Annotated in this window: 21 protein-coding genes; 6 read left to right on the top strand and 15 right to left on the bottom strand. The window is 61.4% G+C overall.

The features are described 5' to 3' along the window. Positions 1-6 precede the first annotated feature (6 nt). The gene (locus tag QLQ16_RS07480; RefSeq protein WP_431310394.1) at positions 7-2,340 is read right to left on the bottom strand and encodes a heavy metal translocating P-type ATPase; all 2,334 of its coding nucleotides are present in this window, start codon (positions 2,338-2,340) and stop codon (positions 7-9) included. Between the two features lie 106 nt (positions 2,341-2,446). On the opposite strand from QLQ16_RS07480, the gene QLQ16_RS07485 reads away from it, so the two are divergent. Further along, positions 2,447-2,890 (top strand): universal stress protein, encoded by a 444-nt coding sequence (locus tag QLQ16_RS07485; protein WP_283224066.1) that lies wholly within the window; start codon positions 2,447-2,449, stop codon positions 2,888-2,890. A 175-nt stretch (positions 2,891-3,065) separates the two neighbouring features. Beyond that, positions 3,066-4,370, top strand: a complete 1,305-nt coding sequence (locus tag QLQ16_RS07490) for an ABC transporter substrate-binding protein (protein WP_283224067.1) — start codon at positions 3,066-3,068, stop codon at positions 4,368-4,370. A 62-nt stretch (positions 4,371-4,432) separates the two neighbouring features. On the opposite strand, the gene QLQ16_RS07495 is transcribed toward QLQ16_RS07490, so the two are convergent. The 12 genes from QLQ16_RS07495 to QLQ16_RS07550 form a co-directional block, all read right to left on the bottom strand. Next, entirely contained in the window at positions 4,433-5,977 is a 1,545-nt protein-coding gene (locus tag QLQ16_RS07495; protein ID WP_283224068.1) for a malonate--CoA ligase, read from the bottom strand. A gap of 42 nt (positions 5,978-6,019) precedes the next feature. Continuing rightward, positions 6,020-7,012 carry a Bug family tripartite tricarboxylate transporter substrate binding protein gene (locus QLQ16_RS07500; protein ID WP_283224069.1) on the bottom strand — a complete coding sequence of 331 codons (993 nt, stop codon included), beginning with the start codon at positions 7,010-7,012 and terminating at the stop codon, positions 6,020-6,022. Between the two features lie 44 nt (positions 7,013-7,056). After that, complete coding sequence (locus QLQ16_RS07505; protein ID WP_283224070.1) at positions 7,057-8,529, bottom strand: malonyl-CoA decarboxylase; 1,473 nt, start codon at positions 8,527-8,529, stop codon at positions 7,057-7,059. Next, on the bottom strand, positions 8,526-9,230 hold the full coding sequence (locus QLQ16_RS07510; RefSeq protein WP_283224071.1) for a GntR family transcriptional regulator: 705 nt from the start codon (positions 9,228-9,230) through the stop codon (positions 8,526-8,528). Before QLQ16_RS07510 ends, QLQ16_RS07505 begins: the two co-directional genes overlap by 4 nt. A gap of 121 nt (positions 9,231-9,351) precedes the next feature. Beyond that, positions 9,352-10,008, bottom strand: a complete 657-nt coding sequence (locus QLQ16_RS07515; RefSeq protein ID WP_283224072.1) for an HAD-IA family hydrolase — start codon at positions 10,006-10,008, stop codon at positions 9,352-9,354. Beyond that, positions 10,005-11,246, bottom strand: coding sequence for a Tm-1-like ATP-binding domain-containing protein (locus QLQ16_RS07520; RefSeq protein ID WP_283224073.1), 1,242 nt, complete (start codon positions 11,244-11,246; stop codon positions 10,005-10,007). The genes QLQ16_RS07515 and QLQ16_RS07520 overlap by 4 nt, the downstream gene beginning before the upstream one ends. Beyond that, positions 11,243-12,607 carry an aminotransferase class III-fold pyridoxal phosphate-dependent enzyme gene (locus tag QLQ16_RS07525; protein ID WP_283224074.1) on the bottom strand — a complete coding sequence of 455 codons (1,365 nt, stop codon included), beginning with the start codon at positions 12,605-12,607 and terminating at the stop codon, positions 11,243-11,245. Before QLQ16_RS07525 ends, QLQ16_RS07520 begins: the two co-directional genes overlap by 4 nt. 18 nt (positions 12,608-12,625) lie before the next feature. Beyond that, on the bottom strand, positions 12,626-14,110 hold the full coding sequence (locus QLQ16_RS07530; RefSeq protein ID WP_283224075.1) for an aldehyde dehydrogenase: 1,485 nt from the start codon (positions 14,108-14,110) through the stop codon (positions 12,626-12,628). 9 nt (positions 14,111-14,119) lie between these two features. After that, positions 14,120-14,434 carry a 2Fe-2S iron-sulfur cluster-binding protein gene (locus QLQ16_RS07535; RefSeq protein WP_108311158.1) on the bottom strand — a complete coding sequence of 105 codons (315 nt, stop codon included), beginning with the start codon at positions 14,432-14,434 and terminating at the stop codon, positions 14,120-14,122. An 18-nt stretch (positions 14,435-14,452) separates the two neighbouring features. Next, positions 14,453-15,745, bottom strand: a complete 1,293-nt coding sequence (locus QLQ16_RS07540) for a type I glutamate--ammonia ligase (RefSeq protein ID WP_283224076.1) — start codon at positions 15,743-15,745, stop codon at positions 14,453-14,455. A gap of 23 nt (positions 15,746-15,768) precedes the next feature. Continuing rightward, the gene (locus QLQ16_RS07545; RefSeq protein ID WP_283224077.1) at positions 15,769-17,034 is read right to left on the bottom strand and encodes a cytochrome P450; all 1,266 of its coding nucleotides are present in this window, start codon (positions 17,032-17,034) and stop codon (positions 15,769-15,771) included. Then, positions 17,031-17,759 (bottom strand): type 1 glutamine amidotransferase, encoded by a 729-nt coding sequence (locus QLQ16_RS07550; protein ID WP_283224078.1) that lies wholly within the window; start codon positions 17,757-17,759, stop codon positions 17,031-17,033. Before QLQ16_RS07550 ends, QLQ16_RS07545 begins: the two co-directional genes overlap by 4 nt. Before the next feature lie 154 nt (positions 17,760-17,913). Here QLQ16_RS07550 and QLQ16_RS07555 point away from each other — a divergent pair, with 154 nt between their 5' ends. The 4 genes from QLQ16_RS07555 to QLQ16_RS07570 all read left to right on the top strand — a co-directional run bounded on the left by QLQ16_RS07555 (position 17,914) and on the right by QLQ16_RS07570 (position 22,943). Beyond that, a complete protein-coding gene (locus QLQ16_RS07555) occupies positions 17,914-18,879 on the top strand; it encodes a helix-turn-helix domain-containing protein (RefSeq protein WP_283224079.1) in 966 nt (321 codons plus the stop codon). A 126-nt stretch (positions 18,880-19,005) separates the two neighbouring features. Beyond that, the gene (locus QLQ16_RS07560; RefSeq protein ID WP_283224080.1) at positions 19,006-19,992 is read left to right on the top strand and encodes a Bug family tripartite tricarboxylate transporter substrate binding protein; all 987 of its coding nucleotides are present in this window, start codon (positions 19,006-19,008) and stop codon (positions 19,990-19,992) included. A gap of 42 nt (positions 19,993-20,034) precedes the next feature. Next, positions 20,035-21,492: an amidase gene (locus QLQ16_RS07565; protein ID WP_283224081.1), complete on the top strand. Its 1,458-nt coding sequence runs from the start codon at positions 20,035-20,037 to the stop codon at positions 21,490-21,492. Positions 21,493-21,503: 11 nt separating this feature from the next. Continuing rightward, entirely contained in the window at positions 21,504-22,943 is a 1,440-nt protein-coding gene (locus QLQ16_RS07570; RefSeq protein WP_283224082.1) for an amidase, read from the top strand. Between the two features lie 4 nt (positions 22,944-22,947). Here QLQ16_RS07570 and QLQ16_RS07575 read toward each other — a convergent pair whose 3' ends face one another. After that, positions 22,948-24,330, bottom strand: coding sequence for an alpha/beta fold hydrolase (locus QLQ16_RS07575; protein ID WP_283224083.1), 1,383 nt, complete (start codon positions 24,328-24,330; stop codon positions 22,948-22,950). Positions 24,331-24,399: 69 nt separating this feature from the next. Then, a complete protein-coding gene (gene lgt / locus QLQ16_RS07580; protein ID WP_283224084.1) occupies positions 24,400-25,206 on the bottom strand; it encodes a prolipoprotein diacylglyceryl transferase in 807 nt (268 codons plus the stop codon). Positions 25,207-25,232 lie beyond the last annotated feature (26 nt).

A 25,232-nucleotide genomic window follows, 5' to 3' on the forward strand; every position in this document is an offset into this window, starting at 1 on the left:
GTTCTTTCATGCGCCCAAGGTCTGCGAGGGCAGGTCTTGGGACAAGCGCAGCGCATTGAGCACCACCAAAAGCGAGCTCAGCGCCATGCCCAAACCCGCCGCCCAAGCCGGCAACAACCCAATCAAGGCCAGAGGGATGCACGCCGCGTTGTAAACAGCCGCCCACAGCAGGTTTTGCTTGACGATGCGCAGGGTCAGGCGGCTGCGCAAAAGTGTCTGCACCAGCACCTGAAGCTGTCCGCCCATCAGCACAAAGTCCGCTTTGGACTGCGCCAAGGGCACGGCCTGACCCAGAGCGAATGACACATCGGCCCCCGCCAGCACCGGCCCATCGTTGAGGCCATCGCCCACCATGGCCACCTTGTGACCTTGCGCTTGCCAAGCCTGAACGGCCTGTAATTTGCCTTGCGGGCTGCAGGCGCCTTGCGCGTCGGCAATGCCCACCGCCCTGGCCACTTGGGCCACGGCGCTTTGCGCATCGCCCGACAAAACCTTGAGAGACAGCCCCAGCGCTTGGAGTTGGGCGACCACAGATAACGCCTCCGGGCGGATTTCTTCGGCCAATTCAAAGGTGGCCAACCAGCCCGCGCCATCGGCCAAGCTGACTTGCAAATGGGTGCCTGAAAAGCTGGGGGCTTGGCAATAGGCGGCCGAGCCCAAACGCACCCGACCCAGTCCGCCCCCCAAATGGCCCGAGACGCCCTGCCCCGCTGTTTCAGAAACCTCATTGGCCGTGAAGGCCTCCAAAGCGGCCAGGGTTTCGGCCTGATCGGCGCGGCGACGCGCTTCGGACCACAAAGCCCGCGAGACCGGATGCAAAGAATGCCGCGCCAAGGCCGAGGCCCACAGCAAGGCCTGCTCGTGGGTCACCCCATCTCGGACATGGATCTGCGCGACGTCAAAGGCATCGCGTGTGAGCGTGCCGGTCTTGTCAAAGATCACGGTGTCCACGGATGCGAGGTTTTGCAAGGCTTCCAGCCTGCGCACCAAAACGCCGCTGCGCGCCAGCGCCCCAGCGGACGCCAGCATGGCCGCCGGTGTGGCCAAAGACAAAGCACAGGGGCAGGTCACGATCAAGACCGCCACCGCCACCATCAAGGCGTGGGCAGGGTCGGTGGGCCACCAGTAAACGGCCGAGCCCAAAGAGGCCAACAAAACCGCTACCAAAAAGGGCTTGGCCCAGCGGTCCACCAACAAAGCCATGGCAGGCTTGGACAGGGCGGCGCTTTCCATCAAGGACACGATTTGCGCATAGCGCGTGGCGGCACCGACTTGCTCGATTTGCACTTCGATCGTGCCGCTGAGGTTGTGGCTGCCCGCAATCACCCGGTCGCCAACTTGGCGTGTCAAAGGCCGTGACTCGCCCGTGAGCAAGGCTTCGTCCACCTGCGTTTGTCCGGCCACCACCAAGCCGTCGCCAGCCAAGGCTTCACCAGGCAAGACCTCGATCACATCACCGACAGCCAAGCGTCGAATGGAGATCAAGTCCCATTGCCCACCGGGCAAGCGCTTGCGCACGCTGTCGGGCAAACGGTTGAGCACGGCCTCCAGCGCGCCCGCCGTGCGGTCGCGCATGCGCAACTCCAGCCAGCGACCCAGCAGCAAAAAGAAAACGAACATGGTCAGCGAGTCGAAGTACACCTCCGCCCCAAAGGGGCCGGTCGGCTCGAAGGTGCCGATGCTGCTGACCACAAAGGTGACCACCATGCCCAAGGCCACTGGCAAATCCATGCTGATTTGGCGGTGCACCAGATCGCGCCAAGCGCTGCGCAAAAACGGCGTGCACGAGAAAAATACCACCGGCAGTGACAACACCCAAGAAGCCCAACGCAGCAACTGCACCATCTCGTCTGTGATGCCACCGGGCTCGGTGACATACACCGGCGTGGCGTACATCATCACCTGCATCATGCAAAGTGCCGCCACCGACAAGCGCCACACCATGCGCCTGGCCTCTTGGCGTCGCCACTCGTGGGCATGGGCATCGTTGGCGGGGATGGCCTTGTAGCCAAAACGCGCCACGGACTGCATCCACTCTGAAGGACGTGTCTGATCGGGGGACCAAACAATGCGGCCCCGGTGGCTGGCGGCATTGACCTGCACCGACTCGACACCCGGTACAGCGCGCAAGGCATCCTCCAAGGTGATGGCACAGGCGGCGCAGTGCATGCCTTCAAACACCACACTCGAGCTCCAGCAACCAGCCTGGGACTTTTCAGGCAAGCTGAATGCGGCCCATTCCTGCGGATCGTCCAGCAGCTTCAGGCGGTCCCCCTCTGAGGGGCCCTTCATCGGTAGGCCTTGGACAGCGGCCACGGGCAAAACATTGACTTGAGTCATGCCCAAACGATAAGACAAGCCACCGACGAGAAGCTTGATTTGCATCAAGAACGCAGCAAGCACAGCGTTTTAAGCTGAAGTTTTCAACAACGCTCAGGAGTACGCCATGTACAAAAACATTTTGGTCGCCACCGATGGTTCGACCTTGTCCAAAAAAGCCGTGAGCAGCGCAATCCAACTTGCGGCCACCTGCGGCGCCGACTTGGTCGTGCTGAAAGTCGTGCCCCGCTACCCTCAGGCTTACTTTGAAGGCAGCATCCCTTTGTCAGCGGCCGAGGTCAACCGCATCGAAGGCCAATGGACCGAAGCGGCCAAGGCTGCCTTGGAAACTGTGCAAAAGGCCGCCAAAGCCAAAGGCGTGGCCAGCAAAGCCGTGACGGTGAAATCGGATGTGGTGTCCGACGCGATCATTGCCACCGCCAAAAAACAAAAAACCGACCTGATCGTGATGGCCTCGCACGGCCGCAAGGGCATCAAACGCTTGTTGCTGGGCAGCGAGACCCAACAAGTGCTCACGCACTCGCACATCCCAGTGTTGGTGTTGCGCTGAGGGTCAGTGACGATGGTTGAAATAAATCAGGGTTGAATCAACCCTGATTTATTCATGTTTTGAAAAATACTTTCAAGATGTCCAAAAAATGAAAATAAAGCATTATAAATAGGTAATTTTGATAGAATGCACCTGCTCAAAAAAATGACGATGCGCATTGCGGCAGGAGGCAAACATGAATATTTTTTCCACCATCAAAGGCTCCCTCAATGAACCCAGAGCTTTGATCGCAGCGACCTTGGCAGGAGCCCTGTTTCACGCCATGCCTTCCATGGCTCTGGAACTGAAACTGGAAAGTTGGCGAAAAGACGACAAAATGTTCTGGGAACAGACGTTGATACCGGCTTTTGAAAAAAAACATCCTGGCATCAAAGTTCGATTCACGCCAGAAAACCCCATCGAATACGACGCCAAACTCGATGCTCGGCTGGCCAATCAAAATGCCGGTGACTTGATCTTCTGCCGGCCGTTTGACAACGCCAACAAGCTCTACCAACGCGCTCAATTGGCAGCATTGCCTCCAGCATTGCTGTTGAATTTTGATGAAAACGCCAAAAAACCCTGGACGACTGACGATGGGAAAGACACTTTTTGCGTCCCAGTTGCAGAGGCCATTCATGGCGTGTTTTACAACAAGCGAATTTTCAAAGAGATGGGCCTTGTCCCACCCAAAACGCAAAAGGAATTTTTTCAACTCCTGGCCAAAATCAAAGCACAAAGACAAGAAATCCCCTTGGCCTTGGGCACTGCAGACATGTGGGAGGCAACACAAGTGGTTTTCACTGGTGCGGGACCAAGTTTTTGGGCTGGCGAAAAAGGGCGTCAGGCCTTGATGAATGGCCAAGCCAAATTCACCGACCCAGGGTTTGTCAAAGCTTGGCAATTCCTTGCAGACTTGAGGCCCTATTTGCCCCTTGACTTTGCGACTTTTTCCAACAGCGATGCGCAGCTGATGTTTGCCAGCGAAAACGCTGTTCTGTTTCCAACAGGCTCATGGGATATTCCATGGATGAGGTATACCAAAATCACCCATCGAAAAAATTTGGTGGATTTCGGGGTTTTTAAATTTCCCCCCCAAAATTTGGAGGATCAATGCCAAGTGTCGCGGCATCCAGACTTTGGCATCGGGTTGAACGCCGCAAGCCCCAACAAAGAGGCTGCGATGCTTTTCCTCAAATGGCTGGGTTCAAGGGATTTCGCCACCATCATGCCGCAAGCGCTCAGTGGTTTCTTTTCTTTGTCCAACTACGAGATTGAGACCTCGGATCTGATCGGTGAGGAAATGCTCAGCTGGGGCAAGGAATGCGCAGAGACGGTCCGTCTCAATTCAGAGAAACTCAACCGCGTTTGGCCGTCTATGGAAGAAGAATTGTGGTTGACCAACGTGAACGTATTGCACGGACGAAAAAGCCCCGCAGAAGCGGCTGCCTATATTCAGAAAATCAACGAGCGCAACCGCTACATCCCTCAGCGTCAATGAAAAAGGCCACCTTGCGCATCTGTGATGCGCCTAGGCGGCCTCAGTCCACTCCATCCGCATCCTCAGGAATTCATGGCATTTTGGAACTCGGTCCGCAAAACATTCTTCTGAACTTTACCCATGGTGTTGCGAGGCAGTTCGGCCACCACAAAGCACTTTTTGGGGATTTTGAAATTCGCCAATTTCGCTTTCAACTCCGCAATGATGGCCTCAGGTCGTAAAGCAGCGCCAGGCTTGGCAATCACCACCGCCACGCCGACCTCGCCAAAATCTGGGTGCGGCACGCCCACCACGGCGCTTTCGGCCACCCCCTTCATCTCGTTGATGTAACCCTCGATCTCAGCCGGGTAAACGTTATAGCCCCCGCTGATGATCAGGTCCTTGCTGCGTCCCACGATGGTCACATAACCGCGCTCATCGACCTTGCCCACGTCGCCGGTTTTGAAGAAGCCATCGGCGGTGAATTCTTCGGCGGTTTTTTCGGGCATGCGCCAGTAGCCTTTGAACACATTGGGGCCTTTGACTTGGATGCCACCGATCTCGCCCACAGGCAAATCCTGCCCATCGTCACCGCGCACGCGCAGTGACACACCAGGCAAGGGGAAACCCACCGTGCCGCCACGGCGCTCAGACTGCTTGGCGTAACGCTTGTCAGCGCTGTAGGGGTTGGACGTCAGCATGGCGGTCTCGCTCATGCCGTAGCGCTCCAAGATGGTGTGGCCTGTGCGCGCTTGCCACTCGGCGAAGGTCTCGATCAGCAAGGGGGCAGACCCGGCGATGAACAAACGCATGTTTTTCACGGCGGCTTTGTTCAAAGTGGGCTCGGCCAACATGCGCACATACAAAGTGGGCACGCCCATGAACACCGTGGCCTCGGCCATGTAGCCAATCGCCCGCTTGGGGTCGAACTTGGCCATCCAAATCATCTTGCTGCCGTTGATGAGCGCGCCATGGATGGCCACAAACAAGCCATGCACATGGAAGATGGGCAAAGCGTGAATGAGCACATCACCTCGCTTCCAGCCCCAGTAGTCTTGGAGCGTCAAGGCATTGCTCAGCATGTTGCCGTGCGTGAGCATCGCCCCTTTGCTGCGGCCCGTGGTGCCGCTGGTGTACAAAATGGCCGCCAAATCATCGGCTTGGCGCGGGGCGGCTTGGTGCTGATCGCTGTGGTGCGCGGCGCGGTCGAGCCAACTGCCTGTGCGGTCGTCGTTCAGGGTGAACACATGCTGCGTGCCCGCTTTGAAGGCGATCTTGCTGACCCAACCAAAATTGGCACCGCTGCAGACCACCACGGCAGGTTCGGCATTGCCAATGAAATACGCGATCTCGGCGCTTTGATAGGCCGTGTTGAGTGGCAAGAACACATAACCCGCCCGCAAAGTGGCCAGATAAAGCATCATGGCTTCGACCGATTTTTCTACCTGCACCGCCACTCGACTGCCTTCGGGCAAGTCGAGCGATTGGAGCAAATTGGCCATCATGGCCGTGGCGCGGTCGAGGTCGCGCCAGCTGTAATGCAGGCCCTCATCGGTCTGCACCGCGGTGGCGTCCAAATCAGAAGGGAAAGCGGCACGCAGGGCCGAAAACAAGTTGTGTGAGCTCATGGGAATACTTGGCTAATCAACGGATAAAAGTGTGGCTTCAGTTCAATCCAGCTTGGCACCCGAGGCCTTGACCACCTGAGACCATTTGGCCAATTCTTTTTTAATGAAACCATCGAACTGGGCGCCGGTGAGGTTGGGGAAATCGGCCCCCTGCCCGGCCCAAACGGCCTTGGCCTCATCGGCCTGACAAGCACGGCGCACTTCCTCGACCATGCGCGTTTGCGCATCGGCCGGCGTGCCTTTGGGCGCCCAAACGCCATACCAGGTGGACACGGTGTAATCGGGCAAGCCCAACTCGCTGGAACAAGGCACATCTGGAAACGCTGGGTTGCGTTTGGAGCCGGAGACCATCAGCGCTTTGATGCGACCACCCTTGATGTGCTGTGCCGAGGAACCCAAGCCGTCAAACATCATGTCCACATTGCCCGCGATCAAATCTTGCAAGGCAGGGCCTGCGCCGCGGTAAGGGATGTGCGTGATGAAAGTCTTGGTTTGCAGTTTGAACAACTCACCCGCTAGGTGGTGCGAAGTGCCACCACCGGCCGAGCCGTAGTTGAAGCGGCCAGGGTTTTTCTTGACCTCGTCCAAGAAAGCTTTGAAGTCGGCACTGCTGAATTTTTTGGGATTGACCACCAAAACCTGTGGCACGTTGGCCACCAGGATCAGGGGCACCAAATCACGCTCCAGGTCATAGTCCAGCTTGGGGTACATGAAGGGCGCGATCGTGTGGTGCACAGCGCCCATGAAGTAGTTGTAGCCATCGGGCGCCGATTTGGCAGCCACGCCAGCGCCCAGGGTGCCGCCCGCACCGCCACGGTTGTCGATGATCAGTTGCTTGCCCGTCAATTTGGAAAACTGTGCCGACATGGGACGCGCGAACGCATCGGTGCCCCCGCCTGCGGGGAAAGGCACGATCAAGGTCACCGGCTTGCCGGGCCAGCTTTGCGCTTGCACAGCGCCTGCCCCGGCCGCCACGGCAGAAGCGGCGAATTTGAGGACGCCTCGGCGATCCATCGAAAAATTGAATGTGTTCATGTTTGTCTCCTCTTGTTGAATGGATAAATCGAAACTTCCGGACCTCAAAAATACAGCCGTGTGACCTCATCCGACACCGGCACTTGTCCTTTGGACAAGCCCAGGCGATGGCGGTCGATTTTGCGCAAGTCGTACAGGTAGTTGACCATCAGGCCAAAGGACTGCTTGATGCCTTTGCCCGACGGGTCTGCCGCCCAATTGATTTGCTCGACCCGAGCACCGTTGCCCAAGTGAAAACGCGCCACAGGATCTGCCGGACGCGCTTCGACCAGCTCCTTGCCCAGATAGTGTGCGGCACAAGCTTGCAACCACAAGCGCAAGGGGGATTTGTCTGGCAAGGTCGGCATCGGCTCCAAAGCCGACAACACATGCTCGGCCCCAGCAGGCTCAAAACCCACGGCACGTCCCAATTGGGCCCGCAGTTTTTCCGGAGTTTCCTCCAGCATGCGCGTGGCATTCTTGTTCAACCAAGCCCTGAAACCCGGGATGGGCGACAAGGTGGCAAAGGTTTTGAGCTTGGGAAAATCTGTGCGCAGCGTCTCGACCACCCGCTTGATGAGTGAATCCCCGAAACTCACCCCTTTGAGGCCCGGCTGGGTGTTGCTGATGGAGTAAAAAATCGCGGTGGTGGCCTTGCTCAGGTCCACGGCTTCAGCAGACTCGTCCAACAAAGGGCTGATGCTGGTGGCGATGTCGTTCATGAAGGCCACCTCCACAAAGATCAGCGGCTCATCGGGCAGACGGGGGTGGAAAAAGCCATAGCAACGGCGGTCCGAATCCAGCCGGTTTTTGACGTCCCCCCAGCTTTTGATGTCGTGCACCGCCTCGTACTTGATCAGTTTTTCAACCAGACTGGCTGGCGAATCCCAGCTGATGCGGCGCAACTCCAGAAATGCCACATCGAACCAAGTGGTGAACAGGTTCTCCAGTTCGGCCTCCAAAGCCAGAACACGCTTGTTCGATTTGAGAACCGGCAGCAACTCCTGACGCAGATCCACCAAAAAACGCATGCCTTCTGGGAAGACCGCAAAGCGTTGCAACAAGCGCGTGCGCGGTGAAACCAGCGCTTTGCGCAGGCGGATTTCGGCCACCCCTTCGTCGGGGGTGCCCACCGCCGCTTCGTATTGTTCGCGGGCGGCTTTCACTTTGCTGGCGTCGGGGGCAAATTGCTCACTCATCAGCAGCCAGCAATCCTGGCGCTGCGCTGGCGTGGCCAAGGCGTACCACTGGGCCACACCACGGGCCCGCTTGCCGCCTTCCACCTCGCTGACACTCGGGTCCACAATCGCTTGCAACTCGGTCAGGGTTCGCCGCAAAACCCGGGGCGACAAGGCCTCCTCTTTGTGACGCAAGGTGGCATCGAGTCGCTCGCGTGAGGAGCGCAAGGCCGTGGACTTGTCAGCCAAAGGTTTCGGGGCTGCAGCGTCGGCTTTGGCTTCGGGGACCTTGACGCGTGCGCGGTGCCCTGCGGGCAGCCAACCTGCCACTGTGCGACCAATCCAATCGGAAGTGTTCATGTCATGACCTTTTGCGTGTCGTGTTCTGCCGCAGGCTTGGCCACACGGCTGTGTTGCTGCTTGGCCAATTGGCGCAAAGCTTCGCGCTGACGGGTCAGGTGCGTGCGCATGGCCGCCTCTGCCCCTTGGGCATCGCCGGCCTTGAGAGCGGCAAAAATGGCCATGTGTTCTTCCAGCGATTGCGTCAATCGTCCAGGTGCATTCAGTTGCTGCAAACGGGCCAGCTTGAGGATCTTGCGCAAATCACCGATCACCTGGGCCAGCCACTTGTTGCCTGCAACCGCGATGATCGCCTCGTGGATGGCGTAGTTGGCGGCGTAATACGCTGGGATCAGCCCTTGCTTTGCGCTTTGCTGCAACTGTTCATGCAGCACTTCCAGCGCTTGCAAATCGGCGTCTCCAGCATGCAAGGCCGCTTCAAAGGCACAACGGCCTTCAAGCAAGGCGATCACAGGGAAAATTTCGTCCAGATCTTTTTCGGTGACTTCATTGACGAAGCAGCCCCGGCGCGGTTCATGCCGGATCAGGCCTTCGGCCGTCAAAACTTTCAAGGCTTCCCGCAAAGGGGTACGTGAGATGGCCAGCTGTTCGCACAAGCGAGATTCGTCCACAAACGCGCCCGGTGACAAAGCCCCCGCAAAAATCTGGTCCCGCAACTGTTGTGCAACCTGATCGTGCAAAGAATTGACGTGTCCTGCCATGGTGAGTGCTGGATAATTTTCGGTAATTACGCGTAATTACAACCCAGGAACACGGCCACTGTCCACAGCATGGATGACTGAAAACCTCGGTGATTACCCTCGACGCAATGAAAGCAAAGGCTCAAACACCGAGCAACTCAAGCGCTCTGGCGTAAGAAGTGGCCGGATCGGTGACATCAAATTGCACGGTCTTCCAACCCAGTTTGATGGCCCCCAGCACATTGCGGCTTTGGTCGTCCACAAACACGCAGTCCCCGGCCGAGACACCCAGGGCTTCAGAACACATCTCGTAAGCACGCCGATCCGGCTTGAGGATGCCGGTGTAGGTCGCGTCGATGATCACGTCGAACAGTTCCAGCAACGGCAGCCGCTCGCGAAAGCTCGCACCGTAAAACAGGTCGAGCTCGTTGGACAGCACCGCCAGTTTGCAGCCTGCCGCCTTGGCCCGGTGCACGGCGTCAATCGCTTCAGGGCGAATGACAGCCGCCACATCCGCGCCCCGAGCCCTCTGCACAAAGGTCTGCATGTCCGTCCACTCCTCCCCCACCAGTCGGCCCACGCTTTGGGTGCGGGCCATCCAGTACTCCCGCTCGGTGATGTGGTCGGCCTGCATGGCCTGCCACAGCGCATCGGTCTCAGGCTCAAAGGGGCCGCGCCAGGTCAGCGTGCCGGGGGGCAACCCCAACGCGGCTTCGCTTAAATCGTGCGTTTCAAACAGCGTGCGGCTGATGACCCCACCAAAATCGAGCACCAGGGCCTTGGTTGCTGGTTCGCTCATGGCGCGTCCTTCTTCACCAGCCCACGGTCCAGCCAGTCGTCAAAAACCGCCAGCACCTGCTGCACAAAGGCCGCGTCGTTGATGTGTGCATCGATGCGCGAGACCTCGGCCGCCCCCCAGTCGCATTGGCCACATTCGTCCATCAAGGCCGCCAAGCCGTCGGCATCGTGCAGTGGCGCACCGGGCCGGTCCCACTCTTCGATACCTTGCAAAGGCAACACCAGGTGCACCGGGCCACGGGCCTGACGCAATCTGTTGGCCAGTTCACGCACAAATTTGCGGCGCATGTCGGCGTCGATGCCCACCGAGGCAATCAATCGGTTGTGGTCGTGCGAGGGCCGCCCAGCAAAACGCTCGGGCATCTGGCCCCAAGCGGGGTAATCCACCAGGTCGGTGGCCCCGGGGGCGACGATCATCGGCACGCCTTTCAGGCCCGCGCCGAGCAGTCGATCCGGCCCCGCGCTCACCACCGAGCCGCCCATTTGGTTGACCATCTCCTGCAGGCTCAAATCCATCACGCAGGCAAACTGGCCTTGTGCAGCCAAGGATTCAAACGCCCTGCCCCCCATGCCCGTGGTGTGGAACACCGCCAAGTCAAAACCGCGCTTGTCCAGTTCGGGCTGCAGCTGCACCATGTATTTCAGGCAACTCGATCCCAAAGAGGTCATGCCAACCACCGGCCGCTCAAAACGCGGCGCACGCGCCACGCGGCAGGCCCCCACCACCGCACCTGCAGCCTGGGCCAAGGCCGACTGACACAGGCTGTTGAGGCCATACAAGCCGCCTGCCCACAGCACCATCATCAAATCGGGTGGCATCCGCTCGGGTGGCAAGAGCGGCGAAAACGCCACGGTGGACAACACCACCTTGGGCACGCCCAGTGGCAAGCTGATGGCAACATCCAGCGCCAAGTCCGTGCCCATGGTGCCGCCCAACACCAGCAGGCCATCGATCTGCCCTTCATGGTGCATCTCGGCGGCCAACAGGCTCGCGCCTTGCGCCATCAGGGCCATGGCGCTGTTTTCGTCGCCGCTGTCCATGACCTGCTGCAGCGTCACACCCGCCGCCGCAGCCACGTCGGTGTTGGCCACATCCGGCAGAACCTTGCCTTTGGCCAGCACCCCCACGTCCATGATCAGCGCATGCCCGCCTGCGGCCAACACCTGCTCGCGCATGAAGCCGATCTCGTCGCTCTTGGTGTCGACGGTGCCGACGATCAGAATGACCGGGCTCTTCATGCGCGGCCCTCCTGCACCGCCGCAAAGGCGCCTTCGAGCACGTCGCACATGAAGTCCACCTCCTCGCGGGTGATGACCAACGGCGGCGACAAGATCAAGTTGGGACCAGAGATGCGCACCATCAAACCTGCCTTGTACGCGGCCTTGGCCACCCGCGCCGGGATGTCGCTGGTGCGCGTCATGGGCGTGCGTTGGGCCTTGTCGCTCACCATCTCGATACCCAGCATCAGGCCCACGCCGCGCACATCGCCCACAAAGCTGCAGGTGTCCACCAGCTTGCGCAAGCGGGTCTGCAGGTGTGCGCCCACGCGGGCGGCGTTGCCGGGAATGTCCAGCGCCTCAATCTGGTCGAGCGTGGCCAGCGCCGCCGCGGCGGCGATCGGGTGCGCGCTGTAGGTGTAGCCGTGCGAGACCGAGGCCGTGCCCGTGGTATCGGCGTCAAACACATCGGCAATGCGGCGGTTGATGGCCGTGGCCCCGAGCGGGATGTAGCCCGAAGAAATGCCCTTGGCCAGGCACCACATATCGGCATTCACGCCCCACAGGCGCGTGCCAAACAGCTCACCGCTGCGGCCAAAACCCGTCACCACCTCGTCGGCGATCAAGAGCACGCCGTACTTGTCGCAAATCTGGCGCACCAGCGGCCAGTAGTTGGGCGGCGGAACGATCACCCCGCCCGCGCCCTGCACCGGCTCGGCGATGAAAGCCGCCACCGTGTCCGGCCCCTGGAACACGATCTCGCGCTCCAGCAACTCGGCGCAGATTTCACCCAGTCGAATCGGGTCATCGGTGTAGGGGTTGTGGTAAGCCCAGGGGGTGTCGATGTGGAAGCACCCAGGCAGCAAGGGCTCGTAGGCGCGGCGGAAGTTGGTGTTGCCGTTCACGCTCATGCCGCCAAAGTGCACGCCGTGGTAGCCCTGACGCAGGCTGATGAATTTGAAGCGGTCGGCTTGGCCCTTGAGCTTCCAGTACTGGCGGGCCACCTTCAACGCGCCCTCCACCGCGTCAGAGCCACCATTGCTGAACATCACCGTGGCCACGTCTTCGGGCTGCATCATCTGCACCAGGCGTTTGGACAACTCAATGGCCCGCACATGGGTGGTGCCACGGAACACGTTGTAAAACGGCAGCTCGTCCATCTGCGCCACGATGGCGTCGCGCACCGGCTTGTTGCTGTGGCCCAGATTGCAGGCCCACAGGCCCCCCACGCCGTCCAGCATCTTGTGGCCGTCCACGTCCCAAATCCAGCAGCCTTCGCCTTTGGCGATGATGTCGGGGGTGGATTTTTTCATCGCCCCCGGATGGGCCATGGGGTGCCAGAGGAATTGCGCGTTGTCGGCCTTGAGCTGTTCGTGGTTCATTTTTTTCCCTTGGTATTTTCAGAGTTGGATCCAGGCTGTTTTGAGGTCCAGGTATTTGTCGAGCGCGTGCATCGACTTGTCGTGTCCATTGCCCGACTGGCGCACCCCGCCCAGCGGCACGGTGATGTCGGGACCGCCATAGGTGTTGACGTGCACCACCCCGGCCTTGATGGCACGCACCATGCGGTGGGCGCGGCTGAGGCTGCCCGTCCACACCCCTGCGGCCAGGCCGTATTCGGTGCCGTTGGCCAGGCGCACTGCGTGCTGCTCATCGTCAAATGGCATCACGGCCAGCACCGGGCCAAAGACCTCATGCCGCGCAATGTCCATCTCGGGCTGCACCGCATCAAGCACGGCGGGACTCATGTAATGACCACCAGGCACAGGAGCGATGACCTGCCCGCCTGTGCGAAGTCGAGCCCCTTGCTCTAAAGCACGGGTCAGCATGCTCTGGTTGCGGGCCAGCTGGCGTGCGCTGCTGACCGCGCCAATGTCCACCGTCACATCCAGCGGGTCACCCACGCGCAAGCTGGCGGCGATCTTGTGCAAGCGCTCCACAAATTCGTCGTGCACCGAGCGCTGCACCAAGAGGCGCGACCCCGCCACGCACACCTGACCGCTGTTGCGGAAGATGCCCATGGCCGAGACTTTGGCCGCCTGCGCCAAATCGGGCGCATCCTCAAACACCACATTGGGCGACTTGCCACCCAGCTCCAAGTACACCCGCTTGAGGTTGGACTCGGCCGAAGCCTTGAGCAACAAACGCCCCACCGGGCCAGAGCCGGTGAAAGTCAAGATGTCCACATCCATGTGCCGCGCCAGCGCCTCGCCCGCCTCTGCGCCTGTGCCCGTGACCACATTCAGGACACCGGCAGGCAAGCCCGCATCCAGGCACAGCTGCGCCAAACGCAGCAAAGACAGAGAGGCGTCTTCAGAGGGTTTGAGCACCACCGAATTGCCCGCCGCCAGCGCCGGGGCGATCTTCCAGGCGCCAATCATCAGTGGAAAGTTCCAGGGCACGATGGCCGCCACCACACCCACGGGCTCCTTGTGGATCAAGCCCAACGTGCCTTCAGGCGTGGGTGCGATCTCGCCGTTGACCTTGTCAACGCACTCGGCGTAATAGCGGAAGGTGCCTGCCGCGCTACCCGGCTCGGCCTTCCAGGCCATGGCGATCTCGGTGCCGTTGTCGCGTACACCGAGCACCGCCAGCTCGGCGTGGTGCGCCTCGATGCGGTCGGCGATGCGGTGCAAAATTTTCTTGCGCTCGGCAGGTGCCATGCGCGACCACACGCCTTGCTCAAAGCTGCGGCGGGCGGCCTGCACAGCGCGGTCCACATCGGCCTGCCCAGCAGCCGCGATGGTGCAAAGCTGTTGTCCGTCGATGGGCGAGGCCACGGGGAGCGTCTGGCCGGACGCCGCAGCCGACCATTGCCCGTCGATCAGCAGCCCCTGATCAGGGATAGGCAAATGGCGCAGCGCGTCGATCTGTTCTTGTTTCATGGGCCGCCTTCAGTCGGGTACATGCAGCACGATGCCATCCAGTGCAGCAGAGGCGACCAGCTGGCAGCTCAGGCGGCTGCCGCTTTGGCGGGGCGCGATGACGATGTCCAGCATGGCGTTTTCCACCTCGTCCATGGGCGGGCAAGCGGCCAGCCAGGCTTCATCGACATAGACATGGCAGGTGGCGCACGACAGGCAACCACCACATTCGCCCGCCACGCCGGGGATGCCGTTCATCTGGGCGGCATCCATGAGGTTGGTGCCGTCGTTCACGTCGTCGCTCACGCGGTCGCCATTGCTCATGATCCAGTGCACTTGGGGCATGGGGTGGGTTCTTTCAGGTCAGATGAATCGGATGTAGTGGTCGCGCAGCGCATCGCCTTCGAGGCCTGCGGTGCGTTCGATCTCGTGGCGCTTGATGCCCACATGGTTGGCCACCAGGCCTTCGCCCAGCGCTTGCGTGAGAGCCGTGTCGGCTTCGAGCGCGTCCAGGGCTCCACCCAAGGTGCCCGGCACGCTGTGGGTGGCATCCTTGTTTTCCAGGCAATCGCCGGTTTCGGCGGGCTGCAGCTTGTAAGCGTTGGCCACGCCCAAACGGGCGGCCTGCAGCACGGCGGCGGTGTGGGTGTAAGGGTTGGCGGCAGCGTCGCCCATGCGGTGCTCGATGCGTGCACCGGGGCCACTTTCAGCCGACAAACGCACCGTGACGCCCCGGTGGTCTACCGCCCAGTTCTGCCAAAAGCCCGACAGGCTGGCCGGTTGCAGGCGCTGGTACGAATTAGCGCTGGGCGCCAGCAGTCCCGCCAAAGCCTGGTGGTGGTGCATCAGCCCAGCGGTGCAGCCCAGCGTCAAGACGTTGAACTGGCTGGCGTCGTGCCCACCCGAGATGGCGTTGTGGCCTTGAGCATCGCGCAGGCTGAAGTTGATGTGCACCCCGCTGCCCCCCACGGTGAGGATGGGTTTGGGCATGAAGGTCAGCACGATGCCGTGCTGGAAAGCCACCTCGCGCGCCAAGAGGCGGAACAAAAAGATGTCGTCTACCGCCTTGACGGCGCGGTCGTATTTCAGCGTGAACTCGAACTGCGGCGCGTCGTATTCGGTGTTCATGCTGTCGATGCGAAACCCAGCGGACGTGGCCTTTTCCCACAGCGCATCGGTGAAGCCCCTGGGGTCGGCAAAGGGGCCGGTGGCATACACATGGGCCGCAGGCGTGTCGTAGGGTTTGAGCGAGCCGTCCGGCTCGATCTGGAAAGCAAAGGCTTCCAGCTCAATGCCCACCATCGGGTCGTAACCCATGGCTTGCCAGTCGGCCACGGCGCGCTTGAGCGCACTGCGCCCGCACATGGGCAGCGGTGTGCCGTCGTTGGCTTTGAGGTCGCCAATGGCCACCTTCGTGAACGGCTGCCAGCCGGGGCGGATGTCTTCGGCGCTGTAGGCCGCCTCCATGTCGGGCAAGCCTTCCATGACCATGGCGCCGGGCGCGGGGATCAGCTCTTTCTCATACGTCACGCCAAAGGTGCCACGACAAAAACGGGCACCGCCGCCCTGCCCGGGTTGGAGCGTGACGTATTTACCTCGCGCAATGGCCAGGTGGTCACAAAACAGCACCCGCAGGCGTTCTTGAACAGTCGACATGGTGATTCCTTTCAACACGAGCTTCAGATGAGGTGCATGCGCACAGGCAGGCGTTTGATGCCACAAACAAAATTCGAGCGCAAAAAGGCGTGTTCGCCCGTTTGCTCGATGCGATCCACCCGCTTGATGAGTTCTTGCAGCAGGACCCGCAGCTCCAGCCGCGCCAGCCACATGCCCAGACAGGCATGCGCCCCGCCTTGCCCAAACGACAGGTGGCGGTTCACACCCCGGTTCAGATCAACCGTGAACGGCCGGTCAAAAGCCCGTTCGTCGCGGTTGCCCGAGATGAACCAGAGCAGCACCTTGTCGCCCGCCTTGACCTTTTTGCCGTGGTATTCAAAGTCCTCGGTTGCGGTGCGGCGGAAATGCGTGGCAGGCGATGCCCAGCGGATGAACTCGTCGGCCACGCCCTCCCAGGCGGCCTCGCCCTGCACCGCCTTGAGTTGCTGCATCAGACCCGGCTGGTTGGCCAGCGCATGCAAAGCCGCCGCAATCGAATAGCGGGTGGTGTCGTTGCCCGCCGCCACCAGCAGGCAAAAGAAATTGCGGAACTCGGTGTCACTGATCACATTGCCCTGGGCGTCGGGCTGGGTGATCAGGTGCAGCACGCCGCTGGTGTCACCCGCTGCGCGTTTGCGCTCCATCATCTGGGCCGCGTAGTCGAACAAGTCAGCCCCGGCAGGGGAGCGAAAGGGCATGAAGCGGTAGGCCTCGGTGTCCATTTTGTCGACCACATGGCTGGTGAAGTCGCTGTCGGTGTTGGCCATGAGCGCGTCGCCCTTGTCCACCAGCCAGTCCAGGTCCTCCTCGGGCAGGCCCGCGATGCGCCCTAGCATGCGCATCGGCAGCTGGCGGGCAATCTGGTGCGTGGCGTCAAACTCGCCTTGCCCCAGCGCTTGGTCGAGGATGCCCACACAGAGCTCGCGGATCTGCTCTTCGTACAGCGCCATCATGGGCTTGGAAAAGGCCTTGGCCACCAGCATGCGGGTGCGGGTGTGCTCGGGTGGGTCGGTTTCCTGAAAGGTGCGCCGCGCCATGTACTCCTCGTGCGTCTGGTCTTCCATGCGGATGCCTTGGGCCGAACTCAAGCGCTGGTGGTTGCGGTTGAGCTCCAAGATGTCGGCATGCCGCGTGACCGACCAAAAGCCCTTGCCTTCGGACCAATCGCACCAGGCCATCGGGTCCTCGTTGCGCAGACGCTGGAAGGTGTTGTGCGGCGTGCCGTTCACATAGCTGTCGTGGTTCGCCAAATCGGCGTGGCCATCGTCGGTGGGGTGCCAGACGGTCATGGGCGGGTTTTCCTTGCGTGTTCAATGAATTGCGCCATCCATTGACCAAAAAGCGGCACATCGACGGCCTGATGGATGTTGGCGTGGGCGCGGGCCATGGTGTTCGTGTCGAGCTTGTCGGCCAGGTAGCCCAGCAGCGCCTGCATGAACACCAGCGGCATTTCGGGGTGGTACTGGGTGGTCCAGATGTGCTGCCCGATCTGCATCGAGCCAATGGGGCAAAAATCGCTGCCACCCAAGCACTCGGCCCCCTCGGGCATGCGGGTGACCTGTTCGTTGTGGGCCGCCATCAAGGTGGTGGTGGTTTGCGCGGGCTGCATCCAGGGGCGTTCGGCCTGCCAGTGCGTAACCGCCGTGCCCAGGCCCCAGCCCGCCGCGTGGCGCGTCACCTGCCCGCCCAGCGCCCGGGCCACCGCCTGGTGGCCAAAGCACAGGCCGATCAGCGGCTGGCGGGCCGCATCGACGGCCCGGATGAAATCCAGCAGTTGCCCCACCCAAGGCAGGCTGTCGTCGTTGACCGAGGCCGGGCTGCCGGTGATGACGTAGCCATCGAAAGCCTCGGGGCCTGAGGGCAGCACGCCGTCCTTGACCGGCAACACTTCGAACGACCAGTCCGGACGCAGAGGCTGCAGCAGCTGGACCACCTTTTGCCCGTCGTTCGGGAAATGCGCGGCAAACGGCGAAGTGTCGTCATTGGTCAGCAAAACGGCCAGGCGCAGGGTCATCGGGTCTCTTTCAAACTGACAACCATGCTATGCACAAGGCGCTGCAAGCACTATCAAGTTTGGGCACCACACACCTCGGGTTTTCACGAAAAGCCCGCTCAGCGGAAGCAGGCACACTCTCAGGCATGCCCTGACCGACCGTTTTGACCGATTGATGAACACCCCCGACCACAACGCCCCTTGGGTCCAGGTGCTGGACACCCAGGACATGGACCAGCACGCCCTGGCACAGCAGGGCTGGGCGCTGCAATACGAACAACTCTCTCCCGGCCAGTTCAAGGGGCGCATCCACCAGGTTCAGCTGCCCGAGGTGACCCTGCTGCGCGAGGACACCAGCATCGCCTTGCGCCAGCGCGGACGGCTTCATGAGAGCGTGTACGGCTTTGCCATGGCGCTGCAGGACTCCCCCGATCTGTTTTTCAACGGCCAGCGGGTGCCTGAGCACGCCATCATGTGCGGCAAGGGCGACGAGGTGGACCTGACCACGCCGCCGCACTTCACCCTGATCGCGGTGGTGGTCGAACGCAGTCTGCTCAACCCGCTGTGGGAGCGCATGTACCAAAAACCTTTGGCGCATTGGCTGGAAAAACAACTGGTGCTGCCCACCACCGCCATCAAAGCGCAGAACCTGCGCGACCTGCAGCTGACGGTGTTGGACCAGGCCAGCGCCTTGGCACACCGTCAGCACGACGAGCAAGCGCTGCGCCAACTGCGCGACGAGATCCTGATGGAATGGCTCGAAGCCCTGCCTGCCCAGGTGGACACCTCGGAGCTGCCGACCTTGGAGCGCCGCAAGAAACTGGTGGACCGTGCCTGCGAACTGATGTTGGGCCATGCTGACGAGCCCCTGTCCATCTTGGAGGTGTGCAGCCGCGTGGGCACGAGCCGGCGCAAGCTCAACTACTGTTTTCAGGATGTGCTGGGCACCACGCCCATCAAATACCTGCGCTCGTTGCGCCTGAACAGCGTGCGCCGTGCCCTGCGCCAAGCCGCGCCGGGCGTGACCATCCAGGACATCGCCTCGCACTGGGGCTTTTGGCACTTGAGCCAGTTCTCACAAGACTACAAACACCTGTTTGGGGAATTGCCTTCCAGCACCTTGCACCAGCGCAGGGATTGAGCCGTACCGGGTAAACCCCGGATTCGGTTTGCCACTTTTCGATAGCACCGGCTCGCCCTGCGGGTTCAGACTTGATGCAAGCACGCACCCAGCGGCTGCCCATACCACCCAACAAGGACGACAAAGATGAACACCTCTCAATGGCTCAAGCGATCACTGTTTGGCTTGCTGTGCAGCGCTGCTGTGCTTCAGGCCGCGGCCCAAACCTTCCCCAGCAAGGCGGTCAACCTGGTGGTCCCCTACCCTGCGGGCGGTCCTTCTGACTTTGTGGCGCGGCAACTCCAGCCCGAACTCATCCGTTTGCTGGGCCAGCCGGTGATCATTGAAAACATTGGCGGCGTGGGCGGTGCCATTGGCATTCAAAAGGTGCTGAACGCTCCTGCCGATGGTTACAACATGACCCTGGGCACCCCCATGGAGCTGGTGCTGGCCCCACTGGCCATGTCGGCCGTGAAATTCAAACCCGATGACATGAAACTGGTGGCCCAATTGGTGACCACCAGCATGGTGCTGATCACCCGCAAAGACCTGCCCGCCAACAATGTCGATGAGCTCATTGCCATGGCCAAAAAGCCGGGCGCCAAGGAGCTGTCCTACGGCAGCGTGGGCCCCGGCTCGCTGTACCACCTGATCGGTGAAAAGTTCGCCCAGCAAACTGGCACCAAGATGCTGCATGTGCCCTACAAAGGCGCAGCACCCCTCATGACCGACCTGATGGGCGGGCAGATCGACATGGTCTTCATCCCCTTCGCCGGCAGCACGCCCGCCATGATCACCGAAGGCAAAGTCAAAGCGCTGGGCTTGACCACCAAAGCCCCACACCCACGCTTTCCCAACATCCCTGCCCTGGCTGCACAAAAGGGCATGGAAGGCTTTGAGTTCGACTTGTGGGCCGGCATCGAAGTGCCCAAGAACACGCCCGCAGATGTGACCGCTAAATTGAACAAAGCCATCTACGAGGCTTTGCAAAACGCCGACATCCGCAAAGCCTACGAAGCCACCGGCAACACCGTGGCCAAGCCCATGAGCCCTGAAGAGTTGGCCCGCGTCTACAACAGTGAAACCTCACGCTACCAGGCCATCGCCAAATCGATCAATCTGCAACCGCAGTGATGTCGCGCATTGGCCAGGCCCATGGGTTATGAGGCAAGTCGAGTGATCCCCCCCTGGCCAAGCGCCACCGACATGCTGGCCCGTTTTCGTGCCGGCGAGATCTCCAGCCTGGAACTGCTGGAGCATCACATCCAACGGGTTCACAAACTGGACCCGGCGATCAACGCCGTGGTGGTGCGCACCTTTGACACCGCCCGCGAACGCGCCGCCGCCGCCGACGCCGCTCGCGCAAGGGGCGAGGACTGGGGCCCGCTGCACGGCTTGCCCATGACCGTCAAGGAATCCTTCGACCTGCCAGGCACACCCACCTGCTGGGGGTTTCCGCAATACAAGGACAACATCGCCCAGCAGCCCGCCTTGGCCGTAAAGCGCCTGCTGGACGCAGGCGCCGTGGTCTTTGGCAAAACCAATGTGCCCGTCGCACTGGCCGACTGGCAGTCGTTCAACCCGGTCTACGGCACCACGAACAATCCCTGGGATCTGACCCGTTCGCCCGGCGGATCGTCCGGCGGGGCCAGCGCCGCGCTGGCCTCAGGCATGACCCCTCTGGAGCTGGGCAGTGACATCGGCGCCTCGATCCGCAACCCTGCCCATTACTGCGGCGTTTATGGCCACAAACCCACCTGGGGCGTGGTGCCCATGGAGGGCCATCAATTGCCCGGAGTCCGCTGCATCGACAGCCTGGACATTGCCGTGGCCGGGCCGCTGGCGCGCAGCGCCCAAGACTTGCAGCTCGCCATGCAGGTGCTGACAAACCCATTGCAACTGTTTGGCCCGATGGGCTGGACAAACACCCAATGGCTGCGCTCAGACAAAGAACCCCACCAATGCCGGGTGGCCATCGTGTTCGATGACCCTGAAGCACGGGTGGACCACAGCATCCAAAACCAACTCCACGCGCTGGCCGACTTTTTACGTTCACAAGGCGTCACCGTGCTGGAGGACCACCGCCCAGTGGACAGCGCGCAGTCGCACCGTGTGTACATGCACCTGCTGCGTGCAGCCACGGGAGCCTGGCTGGACGACGCGACCTATGCCCAATTCCAAGCCCTGGCCCTGGGCAGCGATCCGGCTCAAGACAGCATGCGCGAGCGGGTCTGGCGTGGCAGCACCCTGACGCACCGCGAGTGGGTCGAGTTTGACCAACAACGCGCCGTGTTGCGCGCCCAATGGCGTGCTTACTTTGAAACGGTGGACCTGCTCATCACACCCGTGGCCACCTCCCCCGCCTTTGTCCACCAGCAGCAAGGCGAACGCTGGGACCGCATGCTCAAAGTCAACGGCCAAGATCAGCCCCACACCGACAGCCTGTTTTGGGCGGGCTACCCCGGCGTGGTGGGCCTGCCCGCGACCGCCATTCCAATGGGCCAAAGCCCTGAGGGGCTGCCCGTTGGCGCGCAAATCATTGGCGACACTTTGGCCGACCCCCTGTGCCTGAAAATGGCCCGCTGGCTCGAAACCGAATGGTGCGGTTTCGTCCCGCCGCCCCAACTGAACTGAACGATTGACCCATGAGCCACATCACCGACTTCAACGCCAGCGAACTGTCTGAACGCATCCAGCAAAAGCAAGTGTCTTGTACCGAGTTGATGCAGGCTTATCTGCAGCGCATCAACACACTCAACCCGACCTTCAATGCCATCGTCAACTTGGCACCGGCCGATCAATTGTTGGCACAAGCGAAGCAGTGCGACGACGAACTGGCCCAAGGCCAATCGCGGGGCTGGCTGCATGGCATCCCGCAAGCCATCAAGGACACCGGCCATGCGCTGGGTTTTCCGAGCACCTTTGGCAGCCGACTGCTGGCCGCGCAAATGCCCCGCGCGGACAGCATCATGACGGCGCGCATGAAGGCCGCTGGCGCCATCGTGATCGGCAAGACCAACATGCCCGAACTGGGCCTGGGCTCGCACACCTTCAACACGCTGTTTGGCGCTACGCCCAATGCCTGGGACACCACCGTGAGCGCAGGCGGCAGCAGCGGCGGTGCGGCCGTGGCCCTGGCCCAGCGCATGTTGCCGGTGGCCGACGGCTCGGACTTCATGGGCAGCCTGCGCAACCCTGCAGGCTGGAACCACCTTTTTGGCATGCGCCCGTCACAAGGCCGCGTGCCTTATGGACCGGGCGCCGACGTGTGGGTGGACCAACTCGGCACCGAAGGCCCCATGGCCCGCAGCGTGCGCGACCTGGCCCGGCTCTTGGCCACCCAAGCGGGCCACGACCCACGCCAACCGCTGTCCATCAACACCCCTCTGGACGTTTCGGGCATCGCCTACACACCCGACGCCCTCAAAGGGCTTCGGGTGGGCTGGCTGGGCGACCTGGGCGGCCACCTGGCCATCGAAGAAGGCATCCTGGATGCCTGTGAGGACGCCCTGCGCGCGATGCAAACCGCAGGTGCGCACATTGAACCCACGGCCGCAGGCTTTGACACCCAAGCCCTGTGGGAATGCTGGCTGATTTGGCGCCGTGCGCTGGTGGGCCCCAAAGCCGCCGCACTCATGCAACTGCCCGGTGCGCGTGAAACGCTCAAGCCTGAAGCCCTGTGGGAATACGACAACTCGCTCAAGCTGTCGTTCATGGACTTTCAATTGGCCAGCCAAAAACGCACCGGTTTTTACAACCACTTGCTGCAGATGTTTGAACGCTTTGACGTGCTGGCCCTGCCCGTGGCACAAGTCTGGCCTTTCCCTTTGCAAGAGCGCTGGCCCCAAAAGATTGGCGACCGTGCGATGGACACTTACCACCGCTGGATGGAGTGCACCATTTACGCCACGCTGGCAGGGTTGCCCGCCATCAGCCTGCCCGCCGGCTTTCACCCCACCCGGCCATGGCCAATGGGCATCCAGCTCATTGGCAAGCCGCAAGGCGATCAGGCCCTGCTGCAGGTGGCCGCGGCCTACGAGGCGGTGCGCGCCGATTGGCTGGACCAGCGGCCAGCGGCAGCCTGACCAATCAATCGGTCAACTCCAGCACCGTGGTGTGGCCTTGCGCCATGGGCCAGGTCTGGCCGACCACCTTCTCGCCGTTGAAGACGCCAGCCACGCTGCGCTGCGTGGCGTCGTTCATGCGCAGACGGCTGGCTGCAGTGCCAGCCCCTGGCGGCACGCCTGGCAATGTGCTTTGCCCATCGAGGCTCATGGCATCGCGACCGGGATCGAAATAGCCCCGTGGCCGGACAAAACTGAGCACCGCTGGCGCGGCTTTGTCAGCGTCGTTGGCCCGCTCCGGGCGCATGTGGATCCACTGACTCGACCGAGGGAAAGCGCTGCGGTAGATGTGCGTGGTGGCATAGCCAGCCGCTTGAATCACGAACTCATAGGTGGCGTCGCCTCGCGCCTTGAAGGGGCCCCAAATGCCATCCGCGCCGACTGTCTGCGTGTGGGCCGCGGCACCCAAGCGTTGGCCCGTGTCGGCCTTGGTTTCATAAACCTCCAAGCGCGCACCACGCAGTGGCAAGTTGTTGACAAAGTTGCCGGTCGTCGCATCCAACGGGTCCACCCCCATGCCCACCAACTTGCCGCTGAGCACCACTTGCGCTTGCCGCGCAACAGCCGTCTGCGGTGTGCGGCCGGTGATGAACCTGTAAGTGGCCTCAAAAGCGGGGACGGAATAAGACGTTTCGCGGTGGTCGATTTTGGGGATCACCACATTGGTGGCCCCTTTGAGCTCAGGGCCGTCGAACCCCACCAGCGTGGGCTTGCCCTTCATGCCCAACCACAGCCCATCGGGCTGCGCAAATTTGTCGTTGTTGTCTGAGCGGATGGTCATCCAGCGCGTGGGGCCGCAGACCTCGTCGCCTTGGGCGTTTTTGGGGGCATTGAGCTGCTTCAAAAAGGGGCCGGTGCCAGAAAACTCGTTGGCCTCGTTCACACCCGGGATGGCTTGCACGCCATGGTTGGGCGTGCCGCCCAAAATGGCATGGCTGACCACCGCCGCCCCGCCACCGTTGCAGATGAAGTTGCGGATCGCATTGCCCCCGCGCGAGTTGCCCACCAAGACCACTTGTTGGGCACCGGTTCGGCGCATGACCGCTTGAACTTCGTCGCGCAAAAACGCCATGTGTTCGGCGGTTGAAGTGCGTCCCGCTTGGGCCTTGTTGTCGGCGTCACGCGCCAGGGGATAAGGCACATCGATCGCGTGCAGACGGTCTGTTGGCCAGCCATTGGACTCAAAGCGCCAAACGGTGGCTTGCCACAACGCCGCCGAATCGCCATTGCCATGCACGAACACCACCGGCGGCCGGCCCTGATCGCTGAGCGAAACTTGGCTGGCGCAGCCGCCCAACAGGGTGATGGCCAGGGCCACAAGGCCCAGCGTTCTGCGGTGGAGGTTCATGGCAGACCTTTGAGATGTTCGAAAAACACATCGTCGGCCATGTCAGCGCTCGGGGCTGACTCCTAAGTGTCAGCGTGCGCGGGGCTCAGAGCGGCCGCACCAGAACCAGAAAAAAGCACCCAAGACGATCATGGGCACGCACAGCCACTGCCCCATGCTCATGCCCAAGCTCAAGATGCCCAGGTGCGCATCGGGCTCGCGGAAATACTCGGCCACAAAACGGAACACGCCGTAGCCGAACAAAAAGGCAAATGCCACCTGCCCCTGCGCACGGGGTTTGCGCGCATACAGCCACAACAGCACAAACAGCAGCACACCTTCCATCAGGAACTGGTAGATCTGCGAGGGATGGCGCGGCGCATCACCTGCGCCGCGAAAAACCATGGCCCAGGGCAAGGTGGGATCGGCCAGGCGCCCCCAAAGTTCACCGTTGATGAAGTTGCCAATGCGGCCTGCCGCCAAGCCCGTGGGCACACAGGGCGCCACAAAGTCCATGACTTGCAAAAACGGCCTGTCGCGCGTGCGTGCGAACCAAACCATGGACGCCATCACACCCAACATGCCCCCGTGAAAGCTCATGCCGCCTTGCCACACGGCGAACACCTCCAGTGGGTGCGCGGCGTAATAGCCCGGCTTGTAAAACAAGCAGTAACCGATGCGGCCACCCAGCACCACGCCCAAGACGCCCAAAAACAAGATGTCTTCCACATCCTGGCGCGTCCACTGGGGCAACTGGGCAAAAGGCAAATGCTTCAAGCGTCGCGCACCCAAAGCAAAAAACAAGGCGAAGGCCGCCAAGTACGTCAGGCCGTACCAATGCACAGCCAAGGGGCCCAATTGCAGGGCGACGGGATCGATTTGAGGGTGAATCAGCATGGCGCAGATTGTGCCTTCAAATGAAG

It is taken from the genome of Limnohabitans lacus, assembly GCF_030053395.1.
GTDB classification, from domain to species: Bacteria; Pseudomonadota; Gammaproteobacteria; order Burkholderiales; family Burkholderiaceae_C; genus Limnohabitans_A; species Limnohabitans_A lacus.

Bases quoted from the DNA above. Each gene is read 5' to 3' on its own strand.
- QLQ16_RS07480 (WP_431310394.1), bottom strand. From the start codon at position 2,340: ATGACTCAAGTCAATGTTTTGCCCGTGGCCGCTGTCCAAGGCCTACCG.
- QLQ16_RS07485 (WP_283224066.1), top strand. From the start codon at position 2,447: ATGTACAAAAACATTTTGGTCGCCACCGATGGTTCGACCTTGTCCAAA.
- QLQ16_RS07490 (WP_283224067.1), top strand. From the start codon at position 3,066: ATGAATATTTTTTCCACCATCAAAGGCTCCCTCAATGAACCCAGAGCT.
- QLQ16_RS07495 (WP_283224068.1), bottom strand. From the start codon at position 5,977: ATGAGCTCACACAACTTGTTTTCGGCCCTGCGTGCCGCTTTCCCTTCT.
- QLQ16_RS07500 (WP_283224069.1), bottom strand. From the start codon at position 7,012: ATGAACACATTCAATTTTTCGATGGATCGCCGAGGCGTCCTCAAATTC.
- QLQ16_RS07505 (WP_283224070.1), bottom strand. From the start codon at position 8,529: ATGAACACTTCCGATTGGATTGGTCGCACAGTGGCAGGTTGGCTGCCC.
- QLQ16_RS07510 (WP_283224071.1), bottom strand. From the start codon at position 9,230: ATGGCAGGACACGTCAATTCTTTGCACGATCAGGTTGCACAACAGTTG.
- QLQ16_RS07515 (WP_283224072.1), bottom strand. From the start codon at position 10,008: ATGAGCGAACCAGCAACCAAGGCCCTGGTGCTCGATTTTGGTGGGGTC.
- QLQ16_RS07520 (WP_283224073.1), bottom strand. From the start codon at position 11,246: ATGAAGAGCCCGGTCATTCTGATCGTCGGCACCGTCGACACCAAGAGC.
- QLQ16_RS07525 (WP_283224074.1), bottom strand. From the start codon at position 12,607: ATGAACCACGAACAGCTCAAGGCCGACAACGCGCAATTCCTCTGGCAC.
- QLQ16_RS07530 (WP_283224075.1), bottom strand. From the start codon at position 14,110: ATGAAACAAGAACAGATCGACGCGCTGCGCCATTTGCCTATCCCTGAT.
- QLQ16_RS07535 (WP_108311158.1), bottom strand. From the start codon at position 14,434: ATGCCCCAAGTGCACTGGATCATGAGCAATGGCGACCGCGTGAGCGAC.
- QLQ16_RS07540 (WP_283224076.1), bottom strand. From the start codon at position 15,745: ATGTCGACTGTTCAAGAACGCCTGCGGGTGCTGTTTTGTGACCACCTG.
- QLQ16_RS07545 (WP_283224077.1), bottom strand. From the start codon at position 17,034: ATGACCGTCTGGCACCCCACCGACGATGGCCACGCCGATTTGGCGAAC.
- QLQ16_RS07550 (WP_283224078.1), bottom strand. From the start codon at position 17,759: ATGACCCTGCGCCTGGCCGTTTTGCTGACCAATGACGACACTTCGCCG.
- QLQ16_RS07555 (WP_283224079.1), top strand. From the start codon at position 17,914: ATGAACACCCCCGACCACAACGCCCCTTGGGTCCAGGTGCTGGACACC.
- QLQ16_RS07560 (WP_283224080.1), top strand. From the start codon at position 19,006: ATGAACACCTCTCAATGGCTCAAGCGATCACTGTTTGGCTTGCTGTGC.
- QLQ16_RS07570 (WP_283224082.1), top strand. From the start codon at position 21,504: ATGAGCCACATCACCGACTTCAACGCCAGCGAACTGTCTGAACGCATC.
- QLQ16_RS07575 (WP_283224083.1), bottom strand. From the start codon at position 24,330: ATGAACCTCCACCGCAGAACGCTGGGCCTTGTGGCCCTGGCCATCACC.
- lgt (WP_283224084.1), bottom strand. From the start codon at position 25,206: ATGCTGATTCACCCTCAAATCGATCCCGTCGCCCTGCAATTGGGCCCC.